We start from the raw sequence: 16,800 nt of genomic DNA on the forward strand, positions 1-16,800 counted from the left end.
GGGCAGAGTCTAGCGCTTCGAGACCCGCTCCAGCGCGCTCAGCAATTCGCGCCCGCGATCCGTAAGGGAAAGGCCCGAGGCCGTATCCTCGGCCAGTCCTTCGCGTTCGAGATCTGCACTGGTGGGTGCGCGCATGATGCGGCCGTATTGACCGCCGTGATAGATCAGCGGTTCGGCCTCGCGCCGGTCGAAGTCGACCACTTCCCCAAGGAAGATCGCATGGTCTCCGCCCTCGTATTCGAAGCGCGCGCGGCAGCCGAAACGGGCCGCGCAACCTTCGATCAGCGGCGCGCCTTCCGTTCCGTCGGCAAGGTCCAGGCCATCGAACTTGTCGATGGCGGGCGTGGCAAAGCGGTCGGACATTTCCTGCTGGTCGGCCGCCAGCACATGCACCGCCCAGTTCTCCGCATCGCGAAACACCGGCAGGCTGCCAGAATGCAACGAGAGGCTCCACAGCACCATCGGCGGATCGAGGCTCACTGAATTGAAGCTGTTGGCCGTCAGGCCCACGGGTCGCCCCTCGCCATCGCGCGCGGTGACAATGGTCACACCGGTAGCGAAAGAGCCGAGTGCATTACGGAAGGCGTGCGGGTCGAACATGCGTGGCACCGCGCTAAACGCGCTGGCCGGTCAGGGCAACACGCAAGATTATGACTCCGCATTCGTATGGATTTCCGACCCTCGCGAAATCAATCGAAACAAGAATGCAACACTGGCGCAGTTTTGTGTCACGCATACGACTGCGCGCGTTGACCAAGAGAACGTTATCAAATAGGTGAACGTTAACAAAAGGGCATTTGCGTGAGGTAAATGCCTGTTTTGGGAGGAGAATCAGAAATGGCTTTTGGACGCAAGCCCGCGTTCGCCAAGTATTTGGCCGGTGCCTCGGTCATGGCGATGGGTCTCGGTGCAACTTCGGCAATGGCGCAGGACGACGTTCCTGCAGACGAAACCGCGCAGGAATCAACCGACGATGACGACAGCGTCATTGTCGTCACCGGCATCAGGGGGTCGCTCACGACCGCCCGTAACCTGAAGCGCGATGCAGACACGACGGTCGATTCGATCACCGCGTCGGACGTCGCAACGCTTCCCGACCTTTCGGTTGCCGAAGCGCTGGCCCGCGTACCGGGCGTCACGGTGCAGCAGTTCGACCTGTCGGACCCCAACAGCGGCGACTTCCCGTCCCCTGAAGGCGGCAACAACCTGATCCGCGGCCTTTCCTTCGTCCGTTCCGAATTCAACAGCCGCGAAGTCTTCTCGGCCAACCAGGGCCGCGCCCTGGACTTCGGCACCGTTCCTCCCGAACTGATCGGCGCGGTTCTCGTCTACAAGAACTCCACTGCCGACCTTATCGAAGGCGGTATCGGCGGTACGATCGACCTGCGGACGATCGAGCCCTTCGACAAGAAGGACAGCTTCCTCGCCATCAGTGCCGACGGCACCTACACCACACTTCGCGAAGAGCTTTCGCCCGACTTCACGGTCACGGCGAGCAAGCGTTTCAACACCGGTATCGGCGAATTCGGCCTGCTTGCCGCCTTCACCCATTCGGAGCTGCTTTCGCGGATCGACAACTTCCAGATCGGCGCGATCCTTCCCGAAGACCGGGTAGTGCAGCCGGACGGTTCGGAAGTCGTTCTCGACACGCCGATCGCCATCCCGGCCGGTTACCAGCTGCGCCTCGATGAAATCGATCGCGAGCGTCAGAGCTATTATGTCGCCGGCCAGTGGCGCAACAACACCGACACCCTGAAGGCGACCTTCAAGTATTACCGGATCGACAACCTTCAGGAACGTAACGAGTTCACCCACGAGAACTTTGCGGACGCCGAGCGGACTATCGACGGCGGCAACCGGATCGTTGGCGATTTCACCACCACGCCGTTCCAGTCCGACGGCCTCGCCGTTTGCGGCGCGGGCACGGCAGGTTTCCCGAACGATTCCTGCGTTCCCACGCGTGCTGTGAACGGATTGTTCGAGACCGGTATCATCTCCAACCAGTTCCGCGACTGGACCGGTGCGCAGGGCGCGCGTGCGCAGAACACCGCGATCGATCGCAACATCGATACCCGCACGCAGGATATCAGCCTCAACCTCGACTGGACGCCCACCGATCAGTGGCACGTCACTCTCGATGCGCACAAGACGAAGTCCCGCACGGACTTCAGCCAGGTCTGGGGCGTCAACGTCTTCTTCGCCGATTATTCGCTGAACATCGCGGACATCGAAAACCCGAACATCACGCTGTATCCGCAGGCGGGCAACGCCCCCATCCGGCGGTTCCGAGGGTCGGAGGGCAACACGGTTGGTTCGATTGTTCCCGGGACCGAATCCAGCTTCTTCGATAATTTCGGAGCTCCCGTCTCGACCGATCTGACCGATCCGGGGTCGAACTTCTTCCTCGCGGCGGCTGACGAATTCCAGGTCAACGACGGTGACGCCTGGGCGATCCGCGGCGACGTGGAATACGAGTTCGACAATGACGGCTGGTTTGAATCGGTCCAGTTCGGCGGGCGTTACTCCGAGCGCGAGCAGGTCAACCGTACCTCGGGTCTGAACTGGGGCGGCATCTCTCCGCCGTGGAACGATCAATACGGCCTGACCCACCTGCCGGTCTCCGAAGCCCAGGTAGGGTATCAGTCGGTCGACTTCTCGGACTTCTTCGGCGGTGGCTTGCTCAATGCAAACAGCGCGGACACGCCGACCTCGTTCCTCTTCACGCCGCGTGCATTGCTGAACGACTATCAGGCATTCCTGCGGGCGATCTTCACCGACCCCCTGATCTTCGAAGACGGCGGTGAGCTGTACTTCGGTGGTGACGGCACTGCCGTAAACCCGGTGACCGGCAATACGGGGACCTACTCGGGTGCCTGGAACCCGCTCAGGGCCAATGGAGTATTCCGCGAAGGTGCGCTGGGTGTCAGCGAGGTTACCGAGGAAGTGATGGCTCTCTATGGCCGTCTGAACTTCGGTCAGTATTTCGACAACGGCATGTCTCTGTCCGGCAATATCGGCCTTCGCTATACGCGGGCGCAGATCACCGGCACGGGCGGCATCACCTACATCAACGTCGAGGATCCGGTCGCGGCGGGATTCAACCCGGAGACGACCGCATTCCTCGCTCAGGCCGATGAAGGCGCAATCACCGAAGAGTTCGAGGCGCAGGAGCACTTCCTCCCGTCGCTGAACGTCAAGTTCGGGCTGAACGACCAGTCGCTTATCCGTCTGGCCGTCAGCAAGAACATCACGCGTCCGCGTATCGATCAGCTGAACTCGTCGCGAGCGATTGGTGCCAGCTTCGCATATGATGTCGATGAGTCGGTGGTGCCGCCGGTCATCAACGACGTGGAAGCGACCCAGCTGAACCAGTATGGTGGCAATCCGAACCTGCAGCCGATCGAGTCCTGGAACTACGATCTGGGCTTCGAGCACTACTACGGAGCCAGCAACTTCATCTCGGTCACCGGGTTCTACAAGGACATCACCAACAACATCATTACGGACACGCAGGCTGTCGACTTCGTGACCCTGGATGGCGTGGAGATCCCGGTCCTTTTCACGACGGATCTGAACGAGGATGAAGCAAGCTTCCTGGGCGTCGAGTTCGCCGTCCAGCACTTCTTCGATTCGCTGCCCGGCATCTGGGGCAACTTCGGTGTCCAGGCGAACTACACCTACATCGAAGCCGACACCAATCCGCCGGTCCCGAATATCGATACGAACGGCGATGGCGTTCCCGATGCCTCGGGGCCCGACGGTAATGGCGACGGCATCCCCGACGACGACCTGATCGCGCGTTACAATCTCGACAACTTCCTCGGAACGTCGAAGCACAACGCGAACCTGGTCGGTATCTACCAGGACGAAACCTTCGAGTTCCGCCTGGCCTACAACTACCGCTCGAAGTTCCTGATCTCCCGTGCGGACTTCGTCACCGGCTCGCCGATCTTCGTCGACGATGGTGGCCAGCTGGACGGATCGTTCAAGTGGAATGCTTCGGAGAACGTGCAATTCCGTGCACAGGCTTCCAACATTCTCGGGACCATCCAGGACCAGCTGCAGCAGGTCGACCTGACCGGCCAGCTCCTGCCTCGAGCTCGCGTCAAGGCCGACAGCAGGGTCAAGGTCGGTGTCCTGATCCAGTTCTAAGAATTGGTAATCTTGGGAAGAGGGGGGAGAAATCTCCCCTCTTCTTTTTTGTCGATCGCTGGCGAGAGTGTCGACGCTATCGACAGCAGCTTAAGAAGCTGCCCGAGCGCCAGGCGCTTCCTCGTCGGATCGGCGCTGAATTGATTGACGATGGTTGATCGATCCGCTCTCATCGAGACGGATTCCGGCGACAATTTACCGGGACGGAAATCGCGTTACGACATTGCGGAGCCGAAATGAAAATAGAGAAGGTCTGCATCCTGGGAGGCGGAACGGCGGGTTGGATGACCGCGGCCGGACTGTCCCACAAGCTAAAGGGTTCGCAGACCGAAATAACCCTCATCGAATCCGAACAGATCGGAACCGTCGGCGTGGGCGAGGCCACCCTGCCGAGCATCCGGTTCTTCAACAATACGCTCGGTATCGATGAAGCGACCTTCATGCGCGAAACCAGTGCGACCTTCAAACTGGGCATCGAGTTCTGCGACTGGGGCAGGATCGGCGACCGCTACATCCATCCCTTCGGCGAATTCGGCGAGAAGATCCGCAATGTCGATTTCCACCATTACTGGACCAGGTTGAGGCTCTCGGGCGATGCATCGCGCCTCGACGATTATTCCTACCCCATCATCATGTCGGAACTGGGCCGGTTCCAGTTCCCCGACCCCGATCCGGCAAAGATCGAAGCGAGCTTCGGCTATGCCTACCAGATGGACGCCAGCGCCTACGCCCGGCTCTTGCGGCGCTATGCCGAGGCAAACGGGGTAAAGCGGGTCGAGGGCAAGGTTACCGGGGTCGAACAGGACAGCGAGACCGGCCATGTCTCTTCGGTAAAGCTCGAAAGCGGCGCCAGCGTTGCAGCCGACCTCTTTATCGATTGTACGGGTTTCAGGGGGCTGCTCATCAGGCAGACGCTGGAAGCGGGCAATGTCGACTGGACCAAGTGGCTTCCCTGCAACCGCGCGATCGCGATCCCGTGCCGCGCCGCAGACCGACAGATAACGCCCTTCACGCGCGCAACGGCGCGAAAGGCCGGCTGGCAATGGCGCATACCGCTGCAGCACCGGATCGGTAACGGTCACGTCTATTGCAGCGAGTACATCTCCGATGACGAGGCATGCGATGTGCTGTGCGCCAACCTCGAAGGCGAGGCCTTGGCAGAGCCCAACCAGCTCTATTTCCAGACCGGTCGGCTACAGCAATTCTGGAAGAAGAATGTCGTCGCCATCGGGCTTTCGGCCGGGTTTCTCGAACCGCTGGAATCGACATCGATCTATCTCATCCAGGAAGGGATCACGGCTCTCCTCGAACTGTTCCCCGGCAAGGATTTCCGCGCGTCCGATGCCGATGAATACAACCGCCGGATGGAGCTCTATTTCGAGCGCGTGCGCGATTTCCTCATCCTGCATTACATCGCGACCGAACGCGCCGACAGCGAGATGTGGCGATACTTCACCAACATGAAGCTGCCCGACAGCCTGCAGGAGAGACTGGACGCCTGGCTGCTGCGCGGTCACATCATCAAATACGAGTTCGGTGCTTTCCTTCCACCGAGCTGGATTGCGGTCATGGCCGGGCAGAACCTGCTCCCTGCCCATTTCGACAGGCGGGTCGACGCGCTGCAACGGCGGGAACTCGTCGAACTGGCAGCTGGACTGAAGGCGAGGATTTCCAGCTCGGCGCGAGGCCTGCCGGGGCACCTGGAAAGCATCCAGGCATTCGGCGCTTCGACGAACATGACAGCGTGATGAGCAAGGCAGCCGTAGACCATATCGCCATTTGCGGCTCGGGGCTCGCGTTCGAAGCCTGCCTCGCGGCCCTGGCGAGAAATCTCGATCCCGGGATCCGCATCACCGCGCTCGAGCTAGAGCAGGAACAATCCTTCGATCCGCTCTACGGCACGGTGACCCCGCCCACGGCTTTCGACGACTTCACCCTCTGGGGCATCGATGAACCCGAGCTCCTTCTGCGAACCGGCAGCAGCTTTTGCTACGGCACCTTCTATTCCGACTGGGCCGGACGACTGGGTTGGACACAGGCCTATCACCTCCCCTTGCCGGTATGGGACGGGATCGAATTCCACTTCTACCTCGCCCACCTGCAAGCATCGCTCGAGCCGCATCTGGTGAGCGCGGTATGCGGCCGGGCCGGACGCTTCGCCCACCCGCCTGCCGATCCGAATATCCCGCTGTCGCGCGCCGAATACGGCTATCAGATCGATCCGCTTGATCTGGCCGATCTGCTCGCCCGCAAGGACTTGCCCGGTAACGTCACGCGCATCCGCGGAGAGATCGCATCGATCGAGGTCGACGAGGGCAGGATCCGCTCGATCGTCCTCTCGGATGGCAATGTCGTCGATGCGCAATTCTTCATCGATGCGACGGGGCCATCGGGCAGGCTGATGGATGCATTGGGCAACGGCTTCGAAGCCGAAAGGACGGTCGGTTTCGCCCAGAGCGCGCAAGAATGCGACCAGCTCGGAAGCGCGTTGCGCCTTGTCCAGGAAAAGCCATACGGCTGGCAATCGCAGACCCATTTGCAAGGGCGAATACTGAATTTCGCGCTGTTCCACCCAGATCAGGCCGGAGCGGTCAATCCCGCACTTGGCTCCCATTCGGGCGCCTTGAGCGGTCAGCTGGATTTGGGCGCGAGAGCAGAAGGATGGCGGGGCAATTGTGCCTCGATCGGCCATGCGAATTGCGTCATCGAACCGCTCACCCCTGCCCCGATGATCTTGTTGTCGAGGGATATCGAGCGATTGCTGCAGCTTGTCCCGATTACGACGGACATGGAGGTGGAAGCGCGCGAGTTTAATCGCCTGCTCGGCGACGACATCGAACATTGCGGAATTTTCGGGCGGGCATTCTACGAAGTCGAGAATGCGCCCGAAACCGATTTCTGGCGCCAGGCACGGGCGCGGCGACTACCCTCCAAGCTCGAGCGGAAGCTGGAGCAGTTCGGATCCAGGGCAATCCTCGTGTCCTACGATCTCGAGCCCTTCAACAAGGAGGATTGGACGATCCTCCATTACGGGATGAAGCGGAAACCGGAACGCAGCCACCCTTTCCTCGACGGGATCGACATGCCAGCGGCCCAGCGCAGACTGGACGAAATGAGCCAAGCAATCCGGAAGCTCAGCTTGAAGGTTCCACCTCACGAGAGATATCTGACCAACTTCATGCGCTATTTGGAAAAGCAACATGCCCGGTAGTTCGAGCTCCCGTCTGAAGTCGATCGTGATCGTCGGCGGCGGTTCTGCGGGATGGATGACCGCAGCTGCCCTCTCGAGCCTGCTCAAGCCGAAGGATGTCCGGATCACCCTGGTCGAATCCGAAGAGATCGGCACGGTCGGCGTCGGCGAAGCGACCATCCCGGACATCCGGAACTTCAACCGGATCCTCGGTATACCCGAAGACGAGTTCATGAAGGCCACGAACGCGACCTTCAAACTGGGCATCGAATTCAGGAACTGGGGCAAGAAGGGCGATACCTACTTCCACCCCTTTGGTGTTCACGGCGCCGATATGCAGGGCATCGATTTCCACCAGTTCTGGCTCCATGCGCGCCAGCATGGCGACCGGGCGCCGCTGCAGGATTACAGCATTTGCTCTGTGGCGGCGGCGGCCGGAAAGTTCAGCCATCCCACCGGCGATCCGCGCTCGGCCCTCTCGCAACTGCGCTACGCCTATCACTTCGACGCGACGCTATATGCCAAGTACCTGCGGGCCTATGCCGAGAAGAACGGCGTCATCCGGATCGAAGGCAAGGTGCAGGATGTCCAGCTCCAGCCGGAATCGGGAGGCATACAATCGATACGGCTGGAATCCGGTCAGGAGATCGAAGGCGATTTCTTCTTCGATTGCACCGGCTTTCGCTCGCTCCTCATGGCGCAGAAGCTCGGGGTTGGCTTCAGGGACTGGAGCCATTGGCTCCCTTGCGATTCAGCGCAGGTGGCGCCTTGCGAACATGATGGTCCGCCGCTCCCCTATACCAGATCGACTGCCAAGATCGCGGGCTGGCAATGGTGCATCCCCACGCAGACCCGCCTCGGCAACGGGCACGTCTATTGCAGCAAGTTCATATCCGACGACGATGCGCGGCAATCGCTCATGGAAGATCTTCCCGGCAAGGCCCTTGCCGAGCCGCGGAAGCTCGGCTTCACCACCGGGCATCTCGAGGAGTTCTGGACGAAGAACTGTATCGCGGTCGGCCTGTCTGCCGGCTTCCTCGAGCCGCTGGAGTCCACATCGATCTACCTCATCCAGATCGGCATCAGCAAGTTCATCTCGCTCTATCCGGACGCGTCGTTGTCTCCCATCGTTCGCAAGGAATACAACCGGCAGATATCGCTGTCCTTCGAGCAGGTCAGGGACTTCCTCATCCTGCATTACTATCTGAACGAGAGGGTCGGCGATCCCTTCTGGGATTACTGCCGTAACATGAGCCTGCCTGACAGCCTGCAATACAAGCTGGACCTGCTGAAGGAGGCGGGGCGCTTTTTCAGGTATGAAGAAGACCTCTTCTCAAAAGACAGCTGGCTGGCGGTCGGCATCGGACAGAACCTCTACCCGGCCACTGTCGATCCGATCGTGGCTGCGCTACCGCCCGAACAGGTGCAGCACAGCCTCAATTCGATGCGTGCGTCGATCAGGTCGGCGACCGAAAAGATGCCGACCCACCAGCAATACATCCAGAAATACTGCCCCAGCGCAGCCGGTTGAACGATCCGGGAGCCCAGCGAGCCAGCGTAATGCTTACAGATGCATCCATCAGAAAAATCGTCATTGTCGGTGGCGGCACCGCAGGCTGGATGGCCGCTTCCGCTTTCGGCAAGTTGCTGGTCCATCCCGACATCGAGATCTGCCTGATCGAATCGGAAGCCATCGGCACGGTGGGCGTGGGAGAGGCCACGATCCCGCACATCCGCTATTTCAACCAGCTGCTGGGCTTGCAGGAGGACGATTTCGTCCGCCGGACCAATGCGACCTTCAAGTTGGGCATCGAGTTCGTGGATTGGGGGAAACTGGGCGAAAGCTACATCCATCCCTTCGGAGCCTATGGCGTGGATATGGAGGGCCTTCGCTTCCATCAGTTCTGGTTGCGCCACAAGGCGCTCGGTCGGCACCACTCGCTCGACGACTATAATCTGCAGGTCATGGCGGCCAAGGCGGGCAAGTTCCAGCGGCCCGTACCCGAACCCAATTCCCCGCTCGGCCAGATCGAATACGCCTTCCACTTCGATTCGAACCTCTACGCGAAATACTTGCGCGCATTCGCCGAAAATCGCGGCGTGGTGCGCAAGGAGGGCAAGGTCGTTTCGGTCGACCAGAACGCCGAAACCGGTTTCGTCGAGAGTGTGACGCTGGAATCGGGTGAGAAGATCGAGGGCGAGCTCTTTATCGACTGTTCCGGTTTCCGCGGTCTCCTGATCGAGCAGGCGCTGGAATCGGGCTATGAGGACTGGTCGAGATACCTGCCCTGCAACAGCGCCGTTACCGTACAGTGCGAGCGCGTGGCCGATCCGATCCCATACACGCGATCCACCGCCAGACCGGCAGGCTGGCAATGGCGCATCCCGCTCCAGTCGCGCACCGGCAATGGCTATGTGTATTCGCGCGATCACATCAGCGACGACGAGGCTGCCGCCACGCTTCTACAGGGGCTTGACGGCGACGCTCTCGGCGAACCCAGAATTCTGCGTTTTATCGGCGGAATTCGCAAACAGTCCTGGAACAAGAACGTAATCGCCTTGGGCCTCGCTGCCGGCTTCATGGAACCTCTGGAATCGACATCGATCCACCTGATCCAGACCGCGATCGCGCGGATCATGACCTTGTTCCCCGATCGCCATTTCAACGCTGCGGATATCGATCATTACAACTCGCGCACTCTCCTGGAATTCGAGCAGGTGCGCGATTTTCTCATCCTGCATTACAAGGCCACCGAGCGCGACGACACGCCGTTCTGGCAGTACTGCAGGGACATGGACATTCCCGATACCTTGCGGGAACGGATCGCGCTTTATGAAGAAAACGGAAGGCTTTACCGACACGACAACGAGCTCTTCGGCGAACACAGCTGGCTTGCAGTCATGCACGGGCAGAACCTTGCCCCCGAACGGTATCATCCCCTGACCGAGATGATGCCCGAGGCTGAACTGGACAAACGGATGGACGATATCCGGCGCGTGTGGAAAAACTGCCTGGACCGGATGCCGGGCCACCAGGAATTTATCGATCGGAATTGCAAGGCGCAGTGATAAGCGCTTCTTTGAGACAGGGCGCGCCGGTGTGTATTGGACGAATGAGGGGAAAGACATGGGTCGGCGACGCCAGTCGGTGACGATCAAGCATGTGGCGGCCGATGCGGGGGTATCCCTGCAAACGGTCAGCCGTGTCATCAATAACGAGCCCAACGTGCGCCCCGCGATGAAGGAACGCGTGCAGGCGAGTATCGACAAGCTCGGCTATGTGCCCAGCATCGCTGCACAGCGCATGAGCGGTTCGCGCTCCTACCTCATCCTCGCCATCAACGATCGCGACATGACCATTGCCGACTGGCGGGCGCGTGAAGGGCGCGACTGGGTCGACCAGATGCTGCTCGGCGGCATGCTGACCTGCGCCAAACATGGCTACCGGATGCTGATCGAACTGGTCGACACGCATAGCGATCATGTCGAACGCGAACTGGGCGCGGCGATCGCCGCCCTCCAGCCCGACGGTGTGATCCTGACGCCGCCGCATTCGGAAAATCCGCAAATCACCGGCCTGCTGGCCAAGCGCCAGATACCCTTTGCCCGTATCGGGACCACCGAAAAGGGCCCAGGCATAGCCTTGACGATGGGCGACAAGTTCAATGCCCAGCTGGCCACCGACCATCTCATCGAGCTGGGTCACGAGCGGATCGGCTTCATCGCTGGCCCCGAAGAGTTCAGCCTCTCCGACCGGCGCATGAACGGCTGGATCGAGGCGATGGACAACGCCGGTTTCGCCCATGATGGCCTCGCCCAACGCGGCGATTTCGGGTTCGAAACGGGGATGGAAGCGGCGCGCAAGCTGCTCGACCTGCCCGATCGTCCCACGGCGATTATCGCCAGCAGCGACCAGATGGCACTCGCTACACTCGAGCTTGCCCGCAAGCGGGGGCTCGACGTGCCGCGGGACCTGTCGCTGGTCAGTTTCGACAATTCTCCCATCGCGCGCTTCACCCAGCCGCCGCTCACTGCTGTCGACCAGCCGATCTCGGACACGATTTCACGCGCCGTGGAATTGCTGATCCGCTCGCGCGACGAGGCTCCTCCTGCCGATGTGATATCGGTCCACGGCGAGCTGGTGGTGCGCGGCTCGACTGCACGGGCAAGGGCGCGTGGCGCTGACTGAAGCGGGACAGGCACAGCGCCAGTCGCTGCGATTCCTGTGGCTCTACGCGCTTGCCGTGGCCGGAGGCGCGGTTTCCTACGTCCCCTTTCTCACCTTGCTGCTCCCGGTTCGCGTGACCGCTCTCGCTGGCCAGGAAGCCATCACCCTGCTCGCCTATATCGCCTTTGCAGGGGCCATTGCTGCCAGCGCGGGGAATATCCTTTTCGGCTGGGCGAGCGACCTCACCGGCACCCGCAAGCCGTGGATCTACAGCGGTCTCGCCATCTCCTGCCTGTTGCTGGTCTCGGTCCGGTCGGTAGAGCAGCCGCTGGAGTTGATCCTGTTGCTGGTCGCATGGCAGCTGGGTCTCAACATGATGCTCGGGCCGCTCGCCGCCTGGGCGGGGGATGTCATCCCCGATGAGCAGAAAGGGCTGCTGGGAGGATTGCTGGCATTCGCGCCTGCGCTCGGAGCGGCCTCGGGAGCGCTGGTGACCCTGCCCGGCCTTGCCAGTGCCGATGAAAGACTGGTGATGGTCGCCGGCCTCGTTGCGGCAATGGTGCTTCCTGTCCTGCTCTTCGGCAAGCCGCATGCCATGCCGCACCTGATGAGACCGGTAGAAAAAGCGGACGATCCGACCATTTCGTCCAGCCGCGGCGCAGTGGCGCGCATGTGGCTCGCCCGCCTGCTCGTGCAGATCGCCGAAGCGGCCCTGTTCGCCTATCTCCTCATCTGGTTCGTCTCGATCGACGAAAGTTTCACCGACAGCGATACCGCCCGTATCTTCGCGGCCGTGCTCGCCCTGTCGGTGCCCCTCGCACTTGCGGCCGGACGCTGGTCGGATCGGAGCGACCAGCCCATCCTGCCGCTGGCATGGGGGGCAGGCATCGGGGCATGCGGTCTCGTTATTATGGCGCTGGCAGACACGATAACCGGGGCGGTGGCGGGATATGTGGTTTTCGGCCTGTCGACGAGCGTGTTCCTCGCGCTCCATTCCAGCCAGACCCTGCGGGTCCTGCCCAAGCCACAGACACGCGGGCGGGATCTGGGACTCTTCAATCTTACCAACACCGTGCCGAGCCTGGTAATGCCCTGGCTCGCGCTCGCGCTGGTGCCGGTTTTCGGCTTCGATGCGCTTTTCCTTGTGCTTGCCGTTCTGGCTGCAGTGGCAACCATCTTGCTGGTCTCCATGCAGCGCACCAACTGAAGCTTGATTTTGCACCTCGCCCATGGCAGTCCTGCAGATTGAGAACGTTCTCAATCAATAGAGGACGCAGAGGGATGATGGATATGAAAGCTTTTTGGATGGCAACGGCTGCTGCGGTGGCCCTGGCGGGTTGCAGCACGGTCCCGGCAGAAGTCGAAACGACCCCGGTCGCACAGGCCCAATCGCCCGAGGATATCCGCGTGGCGGATCTCCTTTCGCGCATGAGCCTCGAACGCAAGGTCGCCCAGCTCATCCAGCCGCAGATCAACAGCTTCACTCCCGACGACATGCGCCGCTATCGCTTCGGCAGCTATCTCAATGGCGGCAACGGCGGCCCCTACGGCGACGAATTCGCACCTGCCAGCGAATGGCTCCGCTACGCCGACGAAATGTATCTCGCCTCGATCGAGCCGATGGAAGGCGATGAGCCGGTCATTCCGACCATGTGGGGTACCGACGCGGTCCACGGCCACACCAATGTCGTGAAGGCGACGATCTTCCCGCACAATATCGGTCTCGGCGCTACTCGCGATGCGGACCTGATCCGCCGGATCGGCCACGCGACGGCTGTCGAAATCGAAGTGACCGGCATCGACTGGAACTTCTCTCCCACGGTGGCCGTGGCGCAGGACGATCGCTGGGGCCGCACCTATGAAAGCTATTCCGAAGACCCGGCCATCGTCGCCCCGCTGGGCGCCGCGCTGGTCGAGGGGCTTCAGGGCGCGAAGGGCGATCCGGACCGCCTCGGCAAGGGCCATGTCATCGCCACCGCCAAGCATTTCTTCGGCGACGGCGGGACGACGCAGGGTGTCGACCAGGGCGACGTCGATGGCGACATCGAAGAACTGAAAAAGATCCACGCCGCGCCCTACCCCGCCACCATCGCTGCGGGCGTCGAGACGATCATGGCGAGCTTCAATTCGATCAATGGCGTCAAGATGCACGGTAACGAATCGCTGCTGACCGACGTTCTGCGCGGCGAACTGGGCTTCGACGGCCTCGTCGTCGGCGACTGGAACGGCCACGGCCAGGTCAAGGGTTGCACCAACACCGATTGCCCGCAATCGCTTCTGGCCGGTCTGGACATCTACATGGTGCCCGACGACTGGAAGGGCCTGCTCGAAACCACGGTGGCGCAGGTCGAAGACGGCACCATCCCGATGGAAGTCCTTGACCAGGCGGTCGAGCGCATCCTGCGCGTCAAATACCGCGCCGGCCTGCTCGACACCTTCGTCCAGCCCTCCGGTCGCCCGAATGCCGGACAGTACGAGCTTCTCGGCTCGGCAGAGCATCGCGCGATTGCCCGCGAGGCGGTCGCGAAATCGCAGGTGCTGCTCAAGAACAATGGCGTGCTTCCGCTAAAGCCCGGGGCGAATGTCCTCGTCGCGGGCAACGCAGCAGACAGCATCGCACAAGCTGCGGGCGGCTGGACGCTGACCTGGCAGGGCGGCGGCGACCTGACCAATGACTATTTCCCCGGCGCGACTTCGATCTGGAAGGGCCTTGAGGATGCGGTCGCGGAAAGCGGCGGGAAGGCCACCCTTTCTGCCGACGGCAGCTATTCGGCCAAGCCCGATGTCGCCGTGGTGGTGTTCGGCGAGCAGCCCTATGCCGAATTCGCCGGTGACCGGAAGCACCTCGGCTTCGCCGACGAAGAGGGGCTGGACCTGCTCAGGAAATTCAAGGCCGACGGCGTGCCGACCGTTGCCGTGTTCCTCTCGGGCCGCCCGATGTGGGTCAACCGCGAGATGAACGCTGCCGATGCCTTCGTGGCAAGCTGGCTGCCGGGCGGCGAAGGTGCAGGCATTGCCGATGTACTGACCGGCGCGATGCCCGCGACCGGCAAGCTCGGCTTCAGCTGGCCCGCGACCTGCGATTTCGGTCCTCTCAACAGCCCTGACGGCGCGCTTTTCCCGGTCGGCTATGGCCGCTCGCTCACCGACACCTCGGCAACCCCGCAACTCGACGAGACCTGTGCACCGCTGATGGAAGGACCCTCGCGCGCGCTGTTCGAATCCGGACGTCTCTCCGATGGCACGGTCGTCTTCGCGGCCAAACCGAATGTCGAGGGCGACGGCGAATACCTCGTCCAGTTCCGCGGCGACCTGACCGATTCCGGCGTGTTCGTGAAGGGCTACGATCGCAATGCGCAGGAAGACGCGCGCGAGATCCGCATGAACAGCGGAGCGATGTTCGGCCTCTCGCAGGATCCCGACACCGGCGGCGCCTACCGGATCGTGTATGAAGTCGTCACCCGTCCCACCGCGCCGATCATGCTGCGCGTGGGCGAGGACGCGCTGGTCGACCTGACCGAACATTTCGCAGTCGCCCAGGGCAAGGGCTGGCGCGAAATGCTGGTCACCGAAGCCTGCGCACCGGGTCTTGGCGACCGCATCCGCTTCGAGACGCAGGGTAATATCACCTTCCGCATCGCCAGCGTCGTGCGCGAGGATGTGGCAGAAGGCACGGCCTGCTCGTTCTGAGCGACAATCGTATTTCCCTTGTCTGCCGGTGAAATACTGGCAGACAAGGGCCAGCAATAAGAACCCGGGCTAGAACAATGCCGGGACTTGGGAGAAACTGACAATGGCACTCGCACCTGAGGTATCCTCGAGTACGGATTCGCGTCCGATCGAGATTGAGGACGGCGGCATCAACGCGCCGGGCCTCAATTACTTCGTCTTCGGCCTGTTCTTCATCTTCGGCGGCATCACCTCGCTGAACGACGTGATCATTCCGAAGCTGAAAGAGCTTTTCACGCTCAACTACACCGAGGCGATGCTGGTGCAGTTCTGCTTCTTCTTCGCCTATCTCGTCATCGGCATCCCCGGTGCGAAGCTGGTCAAGAAGCTGGGATACATGCGCGGAGCGGTTGCCGGCCTCTTGACCATGATGGTCGGCTGCCTGCTGTTCATCCCCGCCAGCCAGAACGCGACCTACTGGGTTTTCCTCTTCGCACTGTTCATCCTCGCCAGCGGCGTGGTGATCGTGCAGGTGGTGGCCAATCCGCTGATCTCGCTGCTTGGGCCCCAGAAAACCGCCCATAGCCGCCTGACTTTCGCACAGGCCTTCAACTCGCTGGGTACCACGGTTTTCCCGATCGTCGGCGCCGCGGTCATCCTCGGCAGTCTCGCGAACGTCACTGCAGACCAGCTTTCGGGTGCGGAACTCGTTGCCTATCGCCAGGCCGAAAGCGAAGCGATCTGGCAGGGATATCTCGGGGTCGCTGCACTCATCGCAATCGTCGCGCTGGCCGTTTGGCTCTTCCGCAAGCGCCTGCCGCATGATCCCAAGATGATGGGCGAGAACGAGTTCGTATCGAACGGACGCTATCTCGTCGGCCTCGCGATCATCGTCGTCGGCGCGCTGCTCGCCATCAATGTCAATGCCTGGCTCGGCGTGCTGCTGATCATCGCAGCGCCCTTCACCTGGCTCTACGACAACGACCTGCTGCGCCGCAGCCGCTTCAGCTTCGGCGCGCTGTGCATCTTCCTGTATGTCGGTGCCGAAGTTTCGATCGGCTCGATCATCATCAACTACCTCGCGCAAGACCGCGTTCTCGGCGAGCCTGAAAGCGTCATCGGCTGGATGATCGGGCTCTACTGGGGCGGCGCCATGGTGGGCCGTTTTATCGGCTCCTATTTCCTGCGTATCTTCTCGCCGGGCAAGATCCTCGCCTTCAACGCGACCGGTTCGATCGTGCTGATCCTCATCAGCATCCTGACCGTGGGCGAGGTTTCGGCTTACAGCCTGCTCGCCGTCGGCCTGATGAACTCGATCATGTTCCCGACGATCTTCTCGCTCGCCTGCGAGAAGCTCGGACCGCGTGCGGCAGACGGCTCGGGTATCATCAACGTTGCCATCTTCGGCGGCGCCGTGGTTCCGCTGCTTTACGGCGTGATCGCCGATGCGAGCGGCAGCCTCGGCTTCGCAATGATCCTGCCGATTGCCTGCTATGCGATCATCGCGCTGTTCGGCATCTTCGCAAGGCGTCCTGCCGTGGCGTAAGAATTCGCATTCATAGCGCTCTTCGGGGGTTCGCAAGGAGGCTTCGGTCTGCCATGCGGCCCCCGATTTCTTTTA

General features: G+C 61.5%; 10 protein-coding genes. 9 read left to right on the forward strand and 1 reads right to left on the reverse strand.

Annotation, left to right across the window (positions count from 1 at the left end; genetic code table 11):
• Nucleotides 1-9 precede the first annotated feature (9 nt).
• Complete coding sequence (locus tag K3178_RS09395; RefSeq protein WP_221571134.1) at nt 10-600, reverse strand: flavin reductase family protein; 591 nt, start codon at nt 598-600, stop codon at nt 10-12.
• Between the two features lie 237 nt (nt 601-837).
• On the opposite strand from K3178_RS09395, the gene K3178_RS09400 reads away from it, so the two are divergent.
• The 9 genes from K3178_RS09400 (at nt 838) to K3178_RS09440 (ending at nt 16,725) form a co-directional block, all read left to right on the forward strand.
• Nucleotides 838-4,152: a TonB-dependent receptor gene (locus K3178_RS09400; RefSeq protein ID WP_221571135.1), complete on the forward strand. Its 3,315-nt coding sequence runs from the start codon at nt 838-840 to the stop codon at nt 4,150-4,152.
• 236 nt (nt 4,153-4,388) lie between these two features.
• Nucleotides 4,389-5,900 carry a tryptophan halogenase family protein gene (locus K3178_RS09405; protein ID WP_221571136.1) on the forward strand — a complete coding sequence of 504 codons (1,512 nt, stop codon included), beginning with the start codon at nt 4,389-4,391 and terminating at the stop codon, nt 5,898-5,900.
• A complete protein-coding gene (locus tag K3178_RS09410) occupies nt 5,900-7,363 on the forward strand; it encodes a tryptophan 7-halogenase (protein WP_221571137.1) in 1,464 nt (487 codons plus the stop codon). The genes K3178_RS09405 and K3178_RS09410 overlap by 1 nt, the downstream gene beginning before the upstream one ends.
• Entirely contained in the window at nt 7,353-8,873 is a 1,521-nt protein-coding gene (locus K3178_RS09415) for a tryptophan halogenase family protein (RefSeq protein ID WP_221571138.1), read from the forward strand. The genes K3178_RS09410 and K3178_RS09415 overlap by 11 nt, the downstream gene beginning before the upstream one ends.
• A gap of 29 nt (nt 8,874-8,902) precedes the next feature.
• The gene (locus K3178_RS09420; protein WP_221571139.1) at nt 8,903-10,411 is read left to right on the forward strand and encodes a tryptophan halogenase family protein; all 1,509 of its coding nucleotides are present in this window, start codon (nt 8,903-8,905) and stop codon (nt 10,409-10,411) included.
• Nucleotides 10,412-10,469: 58 nt separating this feature from the next.
• Nucleotides 10,470-11,531, forward strand: a complete 1,062-nt coding sequence (locus K3178_RS09425) for a LacI family DNA-binding transcriptional regulator (RefSeq protein WP_221571140.1) — start codon at nt 10,470-10,472, stop codon at nt 11,529-11,531.
• Nucleotides 11,518-12,717, forward strand: a complete 1,200-nt coding sequence (locus tag K3178_RS09430) for an MFS transporter (protein WP_221571141.1) — start codon at nt 11,518-11,520, stop codon at nt 12,715-12,717. Before K3178_RS09425 ends, K3178_RS09430 begins: the two co-directional genes overlap by 14 nt.
• A gap of 83 nt (nt 12,718-12,800) precedes the next feature.
• Nucleotides 12,801-15,200: a glycoside hydrolase family 3 protein gene (locus K3178_RS09435; protein ID WP_221571142.1), complete on the forward strand. Its 2,400-nt coding sequence runs from the start codon at nt 12,801-12,803 to the stop codon at nt 15,198-15,200.
• Nucleotides 15,201-15,303: 103 nt separating this feature from the next.
• On the forward strand, nt 15,304-16,725 hold the full coding sequence (locus tag K3178_RS09440; RefSeq protein ID WP_221571143.1) for a sugar MFS transporter: 1,422 nt from the start codon (nt 15,304-15,306) through the stop codon (nt 16,723-16,725).
• The last annotated feature ends 75 nt before the right edge of the window (nt 16,726-16,800 follow it).

Source organism: Qipengyuania sphaerica (genome assembly GCF_019711595.1).
Lineage (GTDB): Bacteria > Pseudomonadota > Alphaproteobacteria > Sphingomonadales > Sphingomonadaceae > Qipengyuania > Qipengyuania sphaerica.

Bases quoted from the DNA above. Each gene is read 5' to 3' on its own strand.
- K3178_RS09395 (WP_221571134.1), bottom strand. From the start codon at position 600: ATGTTCGACCCGCACGCCTTCCGTAATGCACTCGGCTCTTTCGCTACC.
- K3178_RS09400 (WP_221571135.1), top strand. From the start codon at position 838: ATGGCTTTTGGACGCAAGCCCGCGTTCGCCAAGTATTTGGCCGGTGCC.
- K3178_RS09405 (WP_221571136.1), top strand. From the start codon at position 4,389: ATGAAAATAGAGAAGGTCTGCATCCTGGGAGGCGGAACGGCGGGTTGG.
- K3178_RS09410 (WP_221571137.1), top strand. From the start codon at position 5,900: ATGAGCAAGGCAGCCGTAGACCATATCGCCATTTGCGGCTCGGGGCTC.
- K3178_RS09415 (WP_221571138.1), top strand. From the start codon at position 7,353: ATGCCCGGTAGTTCGAGCTCCCGTCTGAAGTCGATCGTGATCGTCGGC.
- K3178_RS09420 (WP_221571139.1), top strand. From the start codon at position 8,903: ATGCTTACAGATGCATCCATCAGAAAAATCGTCATTGTCGGTGGCGGC.
- K3178_RS09425 (WP_221571140.1), top strand. From the start codon at position 10,470: ATGGGTCGGCGACGCCAGTCGGTGACGATCAAGCATGTGGCGGCCGAT.
- K3178_RS09435 (WP_221571142.1), top strand. From the start codon at position 12,801: ATGAAAGCTTTTTGGATGGCAACGGCTGCTGCGGTGGCCCTGGCGGGT.
- K3178_RS09440 (WP_221571143.1), top strand. From the start codon at position 15,304: ATGGCACTCGCACCTGAGGTATCCTCGAGTACGGATTCGCGTCCGATC.